Source organism: Chryseobacterium sp. C3 (assembly GCF_014218905.1).
In the GTDB taxonomy this organism is placed as follows: Bacteria; Bacteroidota; Bacteroidia; order Flavobacteriales; family Weeksellaceae; genus Chryseobacterium; species Chryseobacterium mucoviscidosis.
Genome location: NZ_JACLCU010000001.1, coordinates 360,572 through 377,240 on the forward strand (window position 1 = coordinate 360,572; position 16,669 = coordinate 377,240).

At 34.5% G+C, this 16,669-nt stretch carries 14 protein-coding genes; 6 read left to right on the plus strand and 8 right to left on the minus strand.

Annotated elements, in window-relative coordinates; genetic code table 11:
- Nucleotides 1–86: 86 nt before the first annotated feature.
- Nucleotides 87–854 (plus strand): hypothetical protein, encoded by a 768-nt coding sequence (locus H6W53_RS01635; protein ID WP_185204603.1) that lies wholly within the window; start codon nucleotides 87–89, stop codon nucleotides 852–854.
- A gap of 34 nt (nucleotides 855–888) precedes the next feature.
- Here the strand turns inward: H6W53_RS01635 and H6W53_RS01640 are convergent, their stop codons facing one another.
- Nucleotides 889–4,374: a DUF2723 domain-containing protein gene (locus H6W53_RS01640; protein ID WP_185204604.1), complete on the minus strand. Its 3,486-nt coding sequence runs from the start codon at nucleotides 4,372–4,374 to the stop codon at nucleotides 889–891.
- Nucleotides 4,375–4,596: 222 nt separating this feature from the next.
- Here H6W53_RS01640 and H6W53_RS01645 point away from each other — a divergent pair, with 222 nt between their 5' ends.
- The 3 genes from H6W53_RS01645 (at nucleotide 4,597) to H6W53_RS01655 (ending at nucleotide 9,293) form a co-directional block, all read left to right on the plus strand.
- Nucleotides 4,597–5,634, plus strand: a complete 1,038-nt coding sequence (locus H6W53_RS01645; protein WP_185204605.1) for a PLP-dependent cysteine synthase family protein — start codon at nucleotides 4,597–4,599, stop codon at nucleotides 5,632–5,634.
- 72 nt (nucleotides 5,635–5,706) lie between these two features.
- Entirely contained in the window at nucleotides 5,707–6,981 is a 1,275-nt protein-coding gene (locus tag H6W53_RS01650; RefSeq protein ID WP_185204606.1) for an aminotransferase class I/II-fold pyridoxal phosphate-dependent enzyme, read from the plus strand.
- A gap of 116 nt (nucleotides 6,982–7,097) precedes the next feature.
- The gene (locus H6W53_RS01655) at nucleotides 7,098–9,293 is read left to right on the plus strand and encodes a B12-binding domain-containing radical SAM protein (protein WP_185204607.1); all 2,196 of its coding nucleotides are present in this window, start codon (nucleotides 7,098–7,100) and stop codon (nucleotides 9,291–9,293) included.
- A gap of 158 nt (nucleotides 9,294–9,451) precedes the next feature.
- Here the strand turns inward: H6W53_RS01655 and H6W53_RS01660 are convergent, their stop codons facing one another.
- The 3 genes from H6W53_RS01660 to atpD form a co-directional block, all read right to left on the minus strand.
- A complete protein-coding gene (locus tag H6W53_RS01660) occupies nucleotides 9,452–10,273 on the minus strand; it encodes a hypothetical protein (RefSeq protein WP_185204608.1) in 822 nt (273 codons plus the stop codon).
- 80 nt (nucleotides 10,274–10,353) lie between these two features.
- Nucleotides 10,354–10,635: a FoF1 ATP synthase subunit delta/epsilon gene (locus H6W53_RS01665; RefSeq protein WP_076390168.1), complete on the minus strand. Its 282-nt coding sequence runs from the start codon at nucleotides 10,633–10,635 to the stop codon at nucleotides 10,354–10,356.
- A gap of 84 nt (nucleotides 10,636–10,719) precedes the next feature.
- On the minus strand, nucleotides 10,720–12,228 hold the full coding sequence (atpD, locus tag H6W53_RS01670; protein ID WP_185204609.1) for a F0F1 ATP synthase subunit beta: 1,509 nt from the start codon (nucleotides 12,226–12,228) through the stop codon (nucleotides 10,720–10,722).
- Between the two features lie 205 nt (nucleotides 12,229–12,433).
- On the opposite strand from atpD, the gene H6W53_RS01675 reads away from it, so the two are divergent.
- Entirely contained in the window at nucleotides 12,434–13,354 is a 921-nt protein-coding gene (locus H6W53_RS01675; protein WP_185204610.1) for a bifunctional riboflavin kinase/FAD synthetase, read from the plus strand.
- On the opposite strand, the gene H6W53_RS01680 is transcribed toward H6W53_RS01675, so the two are convergent.
- Nucleotides 13,351–13,704, minus strand: a complete 354-nt coding sequence (locus H6W53_RS01680; RefSeq protein WP_185204611.1) for an MmcQ/YjbR family DNA-binding protein — start codon at nucleotides 13,702–13,704, stop codon at nucleotides 13,351–13,353. The two genes, H6W53_RS01675 and H6W53_RS01680, sit on opposite strands and share 4 nt — an antisense overlap.
- Before the next feature lie 94 nt (nucleotides 13,705–13,798).
- Here H6W53_RS01680 and H6W53_RS01685 point away from each other — a divergent pair, with 94 nt between their 5' ends.
- Nucleotides 13,799–14,455, plus strand: coding sequence for an NAD(P)H-binding protein (locus H6W53_RS01685; protein WP_185204612.1), 657 nt, complete (start codon nucleotides 13,799–13,801; stop codon nucleotides 14,453–14,455).
- 73 nt (nucleotides 14,456–14,528) lie between these two features.
- Here the strand turns inward: H6W53_RS01685 and H6W53_RS01690 are convergent, their stop codons facing one another.
- The 3 genes from H6W53_RS01690 to H6W53_RS01700 form a co-directional block, all read right to left on the minus strand.
- A complete protein-coding gene (locus tag H6W53_RS01690) occupies nucleotides 14,529–15,323 on the minus strand; it encodes a tetratricopeptide repeat protein (RefSeq protein WP_185204613.1) in 795 nt (264 codons plus the stop codon).
- 61 nt (nucleotides 15,324–15,384) lie between these two features.
- Nucleotides 15,385–15,963, minus strand: coding sequence for a glutathione peroxidase (locus tag H6W53_RS01695; RefSeq protein ID WP_185204614.1), 579 nt, complete (start codon nucleotides 15,961–15,963; stop codon nucleotides 15,385–15,387).
- Nucleotides 15,964–15,984: 21 nt separating this feature from the next.
- Nucleotides 15,985–16,647, minus strand: a complete 663-nt coding sequence (locus tag H6W53_RS01700; protein ID WP_076390160.1) for a histidine kinase — start codon at nucleotides 16,645–16,647, stop codon at nucleotides 15,985–15,987.
- Nucleotides 16,648–16,669 lie beyond the last annotated feature (22 nt).

Below are 16,669 nucleotides of genomic sequence, written 5' to 3' on the forward strand. Positions count from 1 at the left end.
CGTATATAAATCATTAACAAATATCTTTTTACTACATTTAGTGAAAATTAATTAAATTAAAAATAATTATCGTAATTATTAAAACCATGGAAGATATTGAACTTACAAATAGACTTGAGAAATTTGATTTATTTTTTAATAATAATAAAGTAAAAGTTGAAGAACTTTTCCAATCTTGGTATTTCAACAGAGAAAATTGCCAGATGTTTATTGATAATTCAAAACATAAAAATTTAGGATTTAAAACAGTTGATATCTATGAAGCGAAAAAACATTTGAAATTAATAGAATTGTATAAATTTATTGCCTCAAATGATTATAAATTTTATCTTGAATGGGAGTATAAGAAACGTGATTATTTTTTTTCATCACATAAAGAAAATTTTATTGAAAAATATAATCGAATACTTCAAACTTTAGAAATCTGTAATCAAACTTTAAATTCTCTTAATATTGATCAGAATTTTGACACATTATATAATGACTTTTATGGAAAAAGATTTTTTATGAAAGAAATATTTAAAGAAATATTTTTAAAATATGGAATCTCACTAACAGAAAATGCTTTAAAAGTTATTTTTGGGAGATTCCGATATCATAATAATAAGACAATTGATGCAATTCAAATAATTACTTATAAAACACATTTTTACAAACCCCTTTCAAAACAATTTGATATTTCTATTAATTATGCTCGGGGTATTTTTAGTATTTTTTTCATGAGAGCATCAGGTTTATTAAATGAGAATAATAACTATATTAATTACAGTAAAGAAATTCCAAATTTTCATGATCCTTTTTTACAGGAAAAGAAGATAATAAAAATTTTTGCTAAAGCATGTTTATTAAAATAAAAACGGAACCGAAGTTCCGTTTTAAGTTTTGTTATTATTGCGTTGCTTTAATAATTGAATTGGTGATCTGTGCCTCTTTTTCTTTGGTGTAAGTGGAATCAAAAGGTTCCATTACATCGAAAAGATACTGGTAAAAAGGAGTGATCTTCTGTACCTGCTCAGATTCCTTCATCGCTTTTTCTTTGCCCATTTCTTTAAGATTTTCTACAAAAGTGTTGAATTTCTTATCAATCGGCTCGATGGATTTTATCAGATAATCATACGCTTTATCTTTCTTTCCAATCTTCGAGTAAGCATCTGTAACGGCAGAAATGACTAAAGAATATTCCATTGGTTTTGTTCTGATCTGTCTTTTCAGATAACTCTGGTCAGATTTGCTCAGACTCATGTAATAATCGTATTCTTCAAATATTCCTTTTTTCAGAACTTCAGCAAGCTGCAATCCTTTTTTCTCCTGTCCTGCCACAATGTATCCGTAAACCATTGAGCTTAGAGAACGAGGATCGTTGTATTTTTCAGCAGGAATTTCTTTAGAAGCTAAATCCAATAGTTCCAGTGCTTTTCCTTTTTGCCCCATCGTTGCCAAAGCTGCTGCAGCTCTGCTTGCGGAAGATCTGTAGCTCATGATGTTGGAAGTGGCTGTTTCGTCAAAGTGCGTATTTAAATTCTTGAAGTTACCCCATCTGAAATTTTTAACCACGTTGTAAAGAGAATTGGCATCTACTCTTCCCATATCTCCGCCTTGTGATGGTGGAGTATGAATTGGAACCAATCTGTAACTGAAACCATCAAACTGAAGATACTCGTCTAAGAAGAAAATATTTTCGCTGTCGTAGATTCCTCCTGAAGAGAAGTTGATTGGTCTTTTCCAGTCGAAATGTGCCAAAACATCAAGTAAAATTAAATTGTTTTTATACAGCGTATTTCCTTTATATGTAATCATGATCTGATTAACTGTTTCCGGAAGATCTGCTGCTTTAATAATTCCTGATTTTACTGCATTTTCTTTATTTACCGGTAAAATGAATTTGTTTACAGGTAAGATATTGTATTTCTCGAATTTCTCTTCCCCGAAATACATTTTAAGAAGTTCGTTTTTCGCGGGAGAAGTATATTTCAGGAAGCTGATTGCTTCTTTCATCGTCATAGAATCCTGAGTAAGATATTTTCTGAATTCCGCAAATTCCGTTGGAGGTGCTCCCTGTTCTTTTAACATTGAGAAAAGTCCCTGCCAGTCTTCCTTCTTCATCATATAGATCTGGTCGTTTACACCGTCTCTGTAATCATCATGCGTTAAAACTCCCGGAACCGGAGCAGCATTGTACGTTCTTCTTTTAATCTGATCGATATTCCAAGGTGTGGAAGCTAATGTAAAGTTAACTACTTTTACATCATCTCTGAAGTTTTCAGTCTCCTGAATTGCCCAAACCGGATAGGTGTCGTTATCTCCGTAAACGAAAACAATGTCGTTTTTAGGCAGAGATTTCAATACAGAATATCCGTAATCATAAGAAGTATATCTGTCGTGTCTGTTATGTACATTATAATTCTGGAAGCCCATCATGAAAGGAACTCCAAGAAGAACCACTCCTGCAACAATGTTTGCTGCATTCGATTTTATTTTAGACTGTAAGAACCAAAGAATTGCTCCGGCTCCCAATCCGATCCAGATGGCAAAAACGTAGAACGAACCTACCATTGCATAATCTCTTTCTCTTGGTTCGAAAGGTTTTACTCCGGTATAGAAAACGATTCCCACACTCATCAATACAAAGATTGAAAGCATTGCATAGAATCTTCCGAAATCTCTGTTAAGCTGGAAAAAGAATCCGATTAATCCTAAAATTAAAGGTAAAAAGAAGAATTTTACGGTACTTTCATTTTTAAATTTCGCAGGCATTTTTTCCTGATTTCCCCATAAAGCATCATCAATGAAAGAAATTCCTGAGATCCAGTTTCCTCTTGTGCTTTCCATATTACCTTCAAGATCATTCTGGCGACCTACGTAATTCCACATCAGATATCTTACAAAATAATAACCGTTCTGGAATGTGATGAAATAATCCATATTCTGAGCCAGAGAAGGCTTCTGAACATTGATTAAGTTATAAGGTTTTACTTTTAAATAGTCTGCAGCCGTGATAGATCCGTCTTCATATTTCTTTCTTAATTCGTCGAAAATCTGCTTTGCTTCAGGGCTGTCTGCAACATCTTCATTACTGTAATTAAAGGTGAAATCCGGCGCACCGTACATTGAAATGTAGTTAGCCATTACATCTTTGTCTTCATTGAACATTCTAGGCATAAAACCTACGTGTGCTTTATTGAAAACATAATTGAATCGGTCTCCTGTTTTTCTGTACGTTCCTGTTTTCTCGTCTTTTTCGTAGATTTCTCCCGTTTTCACAGTATTAAAACTTCCGTCTTCTTTTTTCTCAATTCCGTTTGCATCTAAGAAAGCGGTATAATTCTGACCATAAATTGTAGGCCAGTCTCCGTATTGTTCTCTGTTATAATAATCCAGCATTCCGATGGCGTTGTCCGGATCATTAAGGTTCATTGGAGGATTTGCGTTTGCTCTGATAGGAATTACCATCCAGCATGAAAAACCGATCATCATGAAAACAATGGATAAAGCAATTGTCTGATAAACATTTTTCTTCATCTTTCCAGCGTAAGAGATCAGGAAGTAACAGATGACAACCATTAAAACAAAAGCAGCAATAGTTCCGGAATGGAAAGGAAGACCTAAACCGTTCACGAAGAAAATCTCAAGTTTCCCGAACATCGTCATGATCAATGGGAAAATCCCTTTAAAAACGATTGCTAAAATTACCAGCGTAATCACATTTGCCCAAAGAAAATTCTTCCAGGTAAAAGTGTAGTTTCTCGCGTAGTACACAAGACAGATCGCAGGAATTGCCAACATACACATCATGTGAACCCCTACTGAAAGCCCTAAAATGAAGAAGATTAAAATAATCCATCTCTCGCTGTCCTTCGCCTGATATTCATTCTCCCATTTGGTAATTAACCAGACCAAAAGTGCGATAAACATAGATGCCATTGAGTAAACTTCCCCTTCTACCGCAGAGAACCAGAAGGTATCTGAAAAGGTGAAGCATAACGCTCCTACAACTCCTGCAAAAAGAATAGAAATCTCCTGATGTTTTGTAATCTCATCAAAATCTTTGTTTAAAAGTCTTCTTACGAAATGGGTAATTGTCCAGAACAAAAACAAGATCGTAAACGCACTAAACAATGCAGACATCGCGTTGATCACGATAGAATAATTTTCGCCCTTCCCTAAAGCAAAAATGGCTGCCACAGCACCCACAATCTGGAATAAAGCCGCTCCCGGAGCGTGCGTTACTTCAAGTTTTACCGCCGAGGAAATATACTCGCCACAATCCCAAAAACTGAAATTCGGTTCTATGGTGGACAAGTACGTGAAAAATGCAATGACGAAAACTACCCATCCGAGAACGGTGTTCCATTGCTTAAAAGTCCAATTTTTCATAGTATTAAATCAATTACGCGAAAATAAGGCTTTTATATGATTTTAGACGGTTTTTAACAAAATTTAAAGATTTTGGCTCGCTTTTTGAAAACTTTCATCTTTAGATAGTAACAGAAAACAATTTTTTATCTATTTTAGAGGTTAGAAATCAAACAAAAGTTTAGAAATAAATTTATTTTTTTGTATTTTTGCCGTCAGATTTTTATTGAAAAATAACAAATAATGAGTAATGTTTACGATAATATACTTGGCCTAATAGGAAATACTCCTATGGTGAAGCTTAACACTGTGACGAAAGATATTCCTGCAACCGTTTATGCCAAGTTAGAATCATATAATCCTGGACATTCCACAAAAGATAGAATCGCACTTCATATTATAGAAAACGCTGAGAAAAAAGGTTTATTAAAAGAAGATTCCGTAGTGGTAGAAACTACTTCAGGAAATACAGGATTCTCTATTGCCATGGTTTGTATCATCAAGGGATATAAATGTATTCTTGCGGTAAGTGACAAGACCAAGCCTGAAAAAATAGCCTACTTAAAGGCTTTAGGAGCTACTGTTTATATCTGTCCCGCGAATGTTCCCGCAGATGATCCGAGATCTTATTATGAAGTAGCCAAAAGAATTGCTTCAGAAACTCCAAATTCCGTTTATATCAACCAATATTTCAACGAGTTGAATATTGATGCGCATTATCAGACTACAGGTCCTGAAATCTGGGAACAGACTCAGGGAAAGATAACTCACCTGTTTGCGTGTACAGGAACAGGGGGAACTCTATCAGGTTCAGCAAAATTTTTAAAAGAGAAAAATCCGGATATTAAAATCATTGGTGTGGATGCAGACGGATCTATCCTGAAAAGCTACCACGAAACCGGAGAAATCCACAAAGAAGATGTTCATCCTTATCAGATTGAAGGAATGGGAAAAAATTTAATTCCTTCTGCCCTTCTTTTCGACAAAGTAGATGAATTTGTAAGAGTAAACGACGAAATGTCTGCTTACAGAACCCGTGAAATCGCTTTGAAAGAAGCAATTATGGGAGGTTATACAACAGGAGCCGTTACACAGGCTTTAATGCAATATGCGCAATCTCATGAATTTTCTGAAAATGATTTGGTTGTTTTAATTTATCCGGATCACGGTTCAAGATATATTACTAAAGTATACAGTGATAAATGGATGGCTGAACAGGGTTTTGTAAACAACTGTGTGCACAACTACGATGAAGTTTTTAAAACTGAATTCATTAAATAAGGACGAAAAATTTATACAAATCAAGCCTTTTTGTAACCGCAAAAGGCTTTTTTACTTAAAATATTAATAAAAATGTTGGATATTTTTGACAGAATAAAAGAAAATCCAGGACCTCTTGGACAATTTGCAGATTATGGTGAAGGGTATTTCATTTTCCCCAGATTAGAAGGACCTATCGGACCGAGAATGCAGTTTCAGGGAAGAGAAGTTATTTTCTGGAGTGCTAATGATTATTTAGGAATGTGTAATCATCCTGAAGTTCTGGAGGCTGATGCAAAAGCGGCTGCAGAATTCGGAATGTTTTATCCGATGGGTGCAAGAGCAATGTCGGGAGAAACTGAGCAGCATTTGCAGTTAGAAAGAGAACTGGCTGATTTTGTTCAGAAAGAATCTGCATATTTATTAAATTTCGGTTATCAGGGAATGGTTTCTACCATTGATGCTTTGGTGGGTAGAAATGATGTAATTGTTTATGATGTTGATTCTCACGCTTGTATCGTAGACGGTGTAAGACTTCACGCAGGAAAAAGATTTACGTACAGACACAACGATATTGCAAGTCTTGAAAAAAATCTTGAAAGAGCTACCAAAGTAGCGCAAGAAACAGGAGGTGGAATTTTAGTGATTACCGAAGGTGTTTTCGGAATGAGAGGACAGCAGGGTAAATTAAAAGAAATCTGTGAATTAAAATCAAAATACAAATTCAGACTTTTAGTTGATGATGCACACGGATTCGGAACTCTTGGAAAAACAGGAGCCGGAGCCGGTGAAGAACAGGGTTGTCAGGATCAGATCGATGTTTACTTCTCTACTTTTGCTAAATCTATGGCAGGTTTTGGAGCATTCATCGCGGGTGATAAAGAAATTATCAGATATCTGAAATTCAATTTAAGATCTCAGATTTTTGCTAAATCTTTAACGATGCCAATGGTAATCGGAGGTTTAAAAAGACTGGAACTGTTGAGAACAAGACCGGAAATCAAAGCAAAACTTTGGGAAAATACGCATAAATTACAGAATGGTCTTAAAGAAAGAGGCTTCAACATTGGTGATACAAATACTTGTGTAACTCCGGTGATGATGCAGGGAACTCCGGTGGAAGCAACACTTTTGGTGAAAGATCTAAGAGAAATCTACGGAATCTTTACTTCGGTAGTGGTCTATCCTGTAATTCCGAAAGGAATGATTTTATTAAGATTAATTCCTACAGCTTCTCATACCGATGCTGAAATTAATGAAACTCTTGCTGCGTTTGAAGCCATTCACGACAAACTGGTAAGTGGCTATTACAAAGAGCAGGAACAAAAACTGTTGGCAGAACAAGGTTTAAGTTTCAAAGAAATTTAATCTGAATATAAAATAAATTTAAGAACCACTGACATTCGATCAGTGGTTTTTGTTTTAAAACCTATCATAAATTTTCAAAATCTGAATATTTAAAATAACTTTGCAAAAATTTTCTCTTGAAAGATCTACTTCTCATTACTCCGCCTTTCACACAGCTCAACACGCCTTATCCTGCAACAGCTTATATTAAAGGTTTTCTGAATACCAAAAATATTTCCAGCTTTCAGACAGATTTGGGAATTGAGGTCATTTTGGAATTATTTTCGAAAGACGGACTTCAGAAAATTTTTAATCAGGAAATTGAGCTTCATATCATTTCAGAAAATGCTCAAAGAATTTACGTTTTAAAAGAAGAGTATATCAAAACGATCGATCAGGTTATTGCTTTTTTGCAGGGTAAAACCCCAACATTGGCAAGACAAATCTGTTCGATGAACTTTCTTCCGGAAGCCTCCCGATTCAATCAGCTTGATGATATGGAATTTGCTTTCGGAAATATGGGACTTCAGGATAAAGCCAAACATTTGGCGACTCTATATTTAGAAGATCTTTCGGATTATATTGTTGAAAATATTGATCCTGATTTTGGATTCAGCCGTTATGCGGAAAGATTAGGAAAAAGTGCCAATTCTTTTGATGAACTTTATTCTAAAATTTGCGGCGAAGCTACTTTTATAGATAATTTTACTTTAAAAATTCTTCATGAAAAATTAGAGTTTGTTCAGCCAAAACTGATTTGTTTTTCCATTCCTTTTCCCGGAAATTTATATTCTGCTTTTCGTTGCGCGAAATATATCAAAGAACATTATCCGCACATTAAAACTGCAATGGGCGGCGGATTTCCGAATACTGAACTCAGAGAATTAAAAGATAAAAGAGTTTTTGAGTTTTTTGATTTTATTACTTTGGATGATGGAGAACTTCCAATTGAATTACTTTATGAAAATATTTGTCATTCTGAACAAAGTGAAGAATCTCAGTTCAAAAGAACTTTTTTACTTGAAAACGGAGAAGTTACTTATAAAAATAATTCCACAAGACACGATTATAAGCAAGCCGATATCGGAACTCCCGATTATACAGATTTACAATTAGATAAATACATTTCGGTAATTGAAATTGCCAATCCGATGCACAGTTTATGGAGTGACGGAAGATGGAATAAGCTCACAATGGCACATGGATGTTATTGGGGTAAATGTACTTTTTGCGATATTTCTTTAGATTATATTAAAATTTACGAACCGATTTCAGCTAAAATTCTGGTTGACAGAATGGAAGAGTTGATCCGGACAACTGGAGAAACAGGATTTCATTTTGTAGATGAAGCGGCTCCTCCTGCATTGATGCGTGAAGTTGCTTTAGAAATCTTAAGAAGAAATTTAGTCGTAACGTGGTGGACGAATATTCGTTTTGAAAAAAGTTTCACCAAAGATCTGTGTTTTCTTTTAAAACTTTCCGGTTGTGTTGCTGTTTCAGGTGGACTGGAAGTTGCGAGTGACCGACTTTTGAAATTGATTGACAAAGGAATTTCTGTGGAACAGGTTGCTAAAGTGACAAGAAATTTTACAGAAGCCGGAATTATGATTCATGCTTATTTGATGTATGGCTATCCTACTCAAACTATTCAGGAAACAGTGGATTCTTTGGAAATGGTTCGTCAGCTTTTCGAGATGGGAATTTTACAAAGCGGATTCTGGCATCAGTTCGCTATGACGGCTCATTCACCGGTGGGTTTACATCCTGAAGAATTTGGCGTTACTCCGATTAAGCAGGAAATTCTATTTGCGAACAACGATGTTGATTTTACAGACAAAACTGGAATCGATCATGGAAAGTTCAGCTTCGGTTTGAAAAAATCTCTGTTCAATTATATGCACGGAATCAATTTCGAACTTCCTCTTCAGGAATGGTTTGATTTTAAAATTCCGAGAACGACCGTTCATCCGGATTATATTCATGACTGTCTTCTGGAAGATGATGATTTTGTTTTTAAAGGAAATTCTAAAGTTCTATTTTTAGCCAAAAATGTAATCGCTGAGAATCGCGTAAAAAATAAAAAGAAATATATTTATACGTACACGAAAATTACAGCGCACTTAAAAACCAATGTTGTGAGTGTAGATTTAGAGCAGGAACACGCAGAATGGCTTATGAAAATGTTTGGTGAACATCCAATTGAAAATTTAAAAAAGCCAACTCTGCAACAATTGAAAACTCAATTCGAAGAAAATTTTGAAGATTTTGAATTATTCTGGTTTTCTAAACCGATGCAGCAATTGAAAGAGAATGGAGTGATTTTGAGTTTGTAGATTAAAAAAATCTCAGGCTTAAATTATTTACAAGTTCTAACCAGAAAAATGAAATAGGAAAAGCTTCAAAAAAATATGAAGCTTTTTTATATTTTGGCTAAAACCAATTGAATTTTTATTAAACTAAATGGGCTGAAGCCCGTTCCTATTGATGATTTTTACTTTTGAACACCGTCTTTTGTGACTTCACCCACAACTACTTTTTCCTGAATTTTAATAAAATTCGGATCCATAATGGCCATTCTTTCGGCAATAGCTTTGTAGGTTGGGAATTTTAAAATCGATGCCCTTCCGGACATTTCGCGGTACAGAGTAAAGATTTTTCCTCCGGCAGTTTTAATCTGTTTAGTTGTTGTGATGTATTTTCCGATGTATTTGCTGTTCGCATCATAAATTTCAATATCAACAAAAGTTTTATCCGTGATGGTATCATCAGAACCAAAACTTGCCGGTAAATTAGTGAAATAACCGACTGGTTTTCCGTTACTTAAAATTTCACCTACATTATTGACCGTAATATTTAATTTATCAATTTTAGTTCGGATGGTATAAGCATCTTTTGTTTTGGTATCTAGCTTCCTTTTAGGTGAATTTTTAAAAAGCTCGTCTAGGTTTTTGATGTTGATCCCTCTTTCATCAATGATCTTCAGACTTTTAACACAAGTGTAAGCTGCCGATTTTTCTTCCCCAGAAAATGCAGATGGCGAAATATAGTCCAGATCGAGCGTTTTGTCCTGATTATAAATTCTTTTAAGCTTAATGTAACTGTCGCGTACAGAATCCACTACACTTTTATCTACAAATTCGATGGTATAAATCGGAGTTTCTTTAAGATCCATAAAAGTATATATTCCTCCTTTATAAGACAGTTTTGCGACATGAATTCCTTCAAGATCCACAATTCCTCTTTTAATTTTAACCGTCTGAGCATTGAAAAGCAACCCGAAAACTGAAAATAAAATAATTAAAAATCCCTTCATAAAACCAAATTCATACAAAAATAAAAAAAGTGTAACGAATTGTTACACTTTCTTGAAAATATATTTAGCTTTTCATTTAATTATTCACAAAGGATAATTCCTTTATTATGATTAAATTCTACAACACCGCTTTTGATAGGATAAGAAAAAACTGAATCTTTCTCATTTTCTTTCGTAAAATATTTGGAATAAGCTTCATCGATAGATTTAGCATATAATTTTACTTTACCACCGATTAAAGAAGAAACAATTCCTGCGTGGTTTTGCATGATGTGGAATTCACCATTTTTTCCCGGCAGTAAAACTGAGTCTACTTCTCCTTCAAAAACTACGTATTCTGGTGTTAAAATTTTTATATTCATTTTTATGAAATTATAGATTATAGATTTTAAATTATAAATTATTGAAATTCAATCTAAAATCTAAAATTTAACATTTAAAATTTCTTAAGCGTTATCAGCTAACATTTTTTGTCCTGCTTCGATTGCTTCTTCGATAGTTCCTTTCAGGTTGAAAGCAGCTTCCGGCAAGTGATCCAATTCACCATCGATGATCATGTTGAATCCTTTAATGGTATCTTTGATGTCTACCAAAGATCCAGGAATACCTGTAAACTGTTCTGCTACGTGGAAAGGCTGAGAAAGGAATCTCTGAACTTTTCTTGCACGGTAAACAACAGATTTGTCTTCTTCAGAAAGTTCTTCCATACCAAGGATCGCGATGATATCCTGAAGCGCTTTGTATCTCTGAAGGATTTCTTTTACTCTCTGTGCACAGTTATAATGTTCTTCACCAATAATTTCAGGAGCAAGGATTCTTGAAGTAGAAGCCAATGGATCTACCGCAGGATAAATACCCAATGAAGCAATTTTTCTGTCTAGTACCGTTGTAGCATCCAAGTGAGCAAACGTAGTTGCAGGAGCCGGGTCAGTTAAGTCATCCGCAGGTACGTAAACCGCCTGCACTGAAGTAATTGAACCATTTTTAGTTGAAGTAATTCTTTCCTGCATCGCTCCCATCTCAGAAGCAAGTGTCGGTTGGTAACCTACCGCAGATGGCATACGACCTAAAAGTGCAGACACCTCAGAACCAGCCTGTGTAAAACGGAAGATATTGTCTACGAAGAAAAGTACGTCTCTACCCTGTCCGCTTTCTCCGCCGTCTCTGTAGTATTCAGCTAATGTAAGACCGGAAAGTGCTACTCTCGCTCTTGCACCAGGTGGCTCGTTCATCTGTCCGAAAACGAATGCTGCTTTAGAATCTTTCATTGCTTCTAAATCTACTTTAGAAAGATCCCAACCTCCGTTTTCCATAGAGTGCATGAAATCTTCACCATACTTGATGATTCCAGATTCCAACATCTCTCTCAAAAGGTCATTTCCTTCTCTCGTTCTTTCACCTACTCCGGCAAAAACTGAAAGACCTCCGTGTCCTTTTGCAATATTGTTAATCAACTCCTGAATCAATACGGTTTTACCTACGCCCGCACCACCGAACAAACCAATTTTACCTCCTTTTGCGTAAGGCTCGATAAGGTCGATTACTTTGATACCAGTAAATAAAACTTCTGCAGAAGTTGAAAGCTGATCAAATTTCGGAGCTGGTCTGTGAATTGGCAGACCACCTTCGTTAGATATATTTTGAAGTCCGTCGATAGCATCACCAACAACGTTGAATAGTCTTCCGTTTACAGCCTCACCGATTGGCATCATAATAGGATTTCCGTATCCGATTACGTCCTGCCCTCTTTTAAGACCGTCAGTAGCATCCATTGCGATACATCTTACTGTATCTTCGCCAATATGCTGTTCTACCTCTAAAACTACTTTTTCACCGTTTTCTTTTGTAATTTCTAACGCGTCATAGATCGCTGGAACTGCTTCCACATCACTGAAGACAACGTCGATTACCGGACCAATAATTTGAGAAATTTTACCTTTAATTTGGTTTGCCATTGCTAAATTTTTTCTTGGTGCAAATATAATGATTCTTCATAAACCTGCAATTGGTAAAAAACAGATTTTTATCATATCTTTTTATAAGTCTAAAAAACTGTTCGTTTAGCAATATACCAATAAGTATAGATTAAAATATTGGCAAACTGTTATATTGATACTTTGTTACATTATTTCCTATATTTGCAGTCAAAATTTTTCCGGTTTGAAAGTTTTCAAAAATTTTAAAGATTATACCTCTCAGAAGCCATTAGCATTGTCTTTAGGAATGTTCGACGGGGTTCATCTTGGGCATAAAAGTATTATTGATGAATTAATTAACGTAGGTTCACAGAACGATCTGGAAACTGCAGTCCTTACTTTCTGGCCACATCCGAGATTTGTTTTTAATCCTGATGAAAATCTTAAACTTCTGAATACGTTGGAAGAAAAAAAATTTCTGATGGAAAAATACAATATTGAGAATTTATTTCTAAAAGAATTTGATGAAGAATTCAGAAATTTAACCGGAGAAGAATTTGTCCGCCAGATTTTAATTGAAAAACTGAATGTAAAATATCTGATCATCGGTTACGATCATTCTTTCGGAAAAAATAAAAGCGGAAATTTTGAACTGCTTCAGAAACTTTCCAAGGAACTGGATTTTGAAGTTGAACAGATGGAAGCCATTAATATTCATGAAAATAACATCAGTTCTACAAAAATCCGCAATGCACTTTCTTCAGGAAATATTAAAGAAGCCAATGAAATGTTGGGATACTCCTACTCTGTTTCTGGAACAGTGGTTCACGGGAAAAAAATAGGAAGAACAATAGGTTATCCCACCGCCAATATCGAAACGGAATCCATTAAACTTTTGCCTAAAAAAGGAGCTTATATTGTTGAAGTTTTTGTTAAAAACCAACAGTATAAAGGTATGTTAAGCGTTGGAACCAATCCGACCGTAAATGGCGAAAAACTTACTGTGGAAGTTTATATCCTTGATTTTGATGGTGATATTTACGATGAAAAAATTACCGTAAAATTCAGAGATTTTCTTCACGATGAAATTAAATTTGAAGGGCTTGAAAAATTAATTGAAAGATTAGATGAAGATAAAAGATTGACGGAAGGGTATAATTTTTAACTGTTTAAAATTTCTTCTTTAACTTTTTTCGTCAAAGATTTAAAGACCAGTTCATACGACTGATCGATCATTTTCAAAATTAAATCTTTTCTTAAACCGTCTATAACCACAGAGTTCCAATGGGTTTTGTTCATGTGATAAGCGCCCGTAATCTGAGGATGCTGCTCGCGAAGTTCTGCGCTCCATTCCGGATCGGTTTTTACATTGATTCCGAGAGGCTGTCTTTCAAGACCCATCAATAAAAATACTTTCGTTCCTACTTTTAGTACAAGGGTTTCATTATCAAAAGGAAAACTTTCGGTTACTCCTTTTTTCGATAAACAATAGTCCAGAATTTCGTTAGCGTCCATGCAGATTGGTTTAAAAATTGAGAGTTCAATATTATTAAAATTTTGTAAATTTAGTAGGGAAATTCTTCAATTATTAATTAAAATCAAATTCTTTATGAAAGCTTTAGTTATCGGCGCAACAGGTGCTACAGGAAAAGACCTTGTAAATCAGTTACTTCAGGATAAAGATTTTGAAGAAGTAAATATTTTTGTGAGAAAACCTCTTGAAATTGAAAATGATAAACTTAAGGTGCATATTGTAAATTTTGAAAAACCTGAAGAATGGAAAGGTGAAGTAAAAGGTGATGTTGCATTTTCCTGTCTCGGAACAACTCTAAAAGCAGCCGGAAGCAAGGGGGCACAGAGAAAAGTAGATTTTGATTACCAGTACGAATTTGCAAAAGCAGCCAAAGAAAATAATGTAGACGATTACATTTTGGTTTCTGCTTACGGAGCGAATCCAAAATCTAAAATTTTCTATTCTAAAATGAAGGGAGAATTGGAAGATGCTGTAAAACAGTTACATTTCAACAAGATTACTATTTTCAAACCCGGAATGCTTGAAAGGAAAGATTCCGACAGAGCTGGTGAAGTTTTGGGAAGCCGTATTATTAAATTTGCCAATAAATTAGGACTGTTGGAAAGTCAGAAACCTTTACCGACAGATGTTCTGGCAAAAGCAATGATTAATTCTTCCAAGATTAAAAGCAATGGATATTCCAGTATAAAATTGGGAAATATTTTTTGTTTTGCGGAAAAGAGCAATGATTAACTTTTGATTTCGACTCTATTTAACTATATTTTAACCAAATAGAGCCGAATACATTTTGAATCAGTTATACAAATTAACCAAACTCTGAATTTAACTTTTTTCTGATTTCCGGAACTACAACTTTATCTTTAACCTTATCATAAGTTTTTTGAGCTTTTTTGATAAGTTTTTCGTCATTTTTACTTTTGCCTACTTTTATCAGTGCAAGAGCATATAAAGAAAGATATCCGTCATCTTTTTTATATGTTGGGTAAACGTCTTCAAGGTACGGTAAAGCTACATCGTAGTTTTCTTTTAAGGTATACAACATTCCGTACATATAAATAACATCATCCTTAACTTTTCCTGAAGTATTGTATAAATTTTCGGCTTGCTTCAGATTTTTTAACCCATTATCATAATCTCCCATAACAATAGAAGTATTGCCAATTCCGTAATAGCCTTCAGGATTCTCGGGGAAATATTTTATCATTTCCTCATACTTTTGTCTAGCCTTATCCACCTTTCCGAATTTCATAAATTCTATTGCTAAATTCTGTTTGAAAATCGGAGCCTTATTTTGAGCGAGGCTATCTGCAACATAATATAAAGTAAGTGCTTCTTTGTGCATTTCCTGCAGTCTGAAAAAATATCCAGCCATAAAATAAGCATCACAGTATTTAGGATCTTTTTCTACTATTTTCAGAAGTAATGCCGTGACTCCTCCATAATACTGAGGATATTTTAATCCTAAAAAAGCGGTCTCAAAGTTCTTTTTAGAATCTGCATGTTCCGGAGTGCAGTAATTCATTTTACCGGAAAAATAAAAATCCTGTGAAAATGTTTTAACTGAAAAAATCAGAATAAAAATGGTTAGTAGTTTTTTCATAAATTTTAAAAATAAAAAAAGTGGATCAAAATCCACTTTACAAAAATATATTTTTTTGATGTTATTTCAAATATTTCGTAATCGCTTCGTCCGTTGGTTTTGTTGTACTTACGAAAGAATCGATTAGTTTTCCGTTTTCATCTACCAAAAATTTGGTGAAATTCCAAAGGATCGTTGTATTTTTTACTCCATTTAAATCTTTTTCCGTTAAATATTGGAAGATTGGAGCTGTGTCGCTTCCTTTTACTGAAACTTTGGCAGCCATTGGAAATGTTACACCGTAATTTTTCTGGCAGAAAGCTCCGATTTCTTTATTACTTCCCGGTTCCTGACCTCCGAAATTGTTGGCAGGAAATCCTACCACGACCAATTTGTCTTTATACTCTTCAGCAACTTTTTCAAGATCAGCATATTGAGGAGTGAATCCACATTCTGAAGCAGTATTTACAATAAGGATTTTCTTTCCTTTAAAATCTGCAAAATTAATCTGCTTTCCTTCTTCCAAGGCATCAACCTTGAAGTCGTATATTGATTTTCCCATAAGTTCTTTGGTTTTGGCTTTATATTCTTCACTTTTTTTCTGAGCGCAGCTGTTGAAAAATGCAACAACTGATAAGAACATTAAAAATAACTTTTTCATAACTCAATTTTATTATCTGATTTAAAATTTAAATGTATTGGCAGGAAATACCTTATTAATATCAATCCTGTTGATGAGCATTACGTAATCTCCGTCTTTCTTTGCACTGGAAGATTCTATCCTGAAAGGCATGGATAAATTTCCGACTTTTTTATAATCTGAATACGATAAAGTTTCATCTTTTTTTACTTCTTTCAGCAACATATAGTTTTTTGTGTCAAAATAATAGATGTTTTTGTTAACATTTTTCGTTAATTCCACTTTATGACAGTAAATATTTCCTACCACTTCTTTGCCTAAATATTTCGCCTCAAAACCTTTATTTTCCCAGTCTATGAAATCATTATCAAAGCTTTCTGCGACATATCCTGCATATTCCTGAACTTTGTTGGTCGCATAATTCATGGCATATCCTTTTGATCCGTCGTAGCCTTCAATGGCTGTATCTTTTCCGCTAATGGTAATGACGGTTTTGGTAAGATTCGGACGCTGCTGATAAATTTTGATAGGATATTCATCCTTGATTCCCAGAATAACTCTTCCCTGCAGCAATACTGAATTTAATAGTTTCCAATTGGTTAATCCTCCGGATAATTCAATGTTTTTATCAATAATTTCTTTGGCGGTCTGCGCAAAAAAGGACTGTGAAATAATCAGGACGAATACTAAAAGTAACTTCTTCATTAATTTTATTTTATCAATTCAA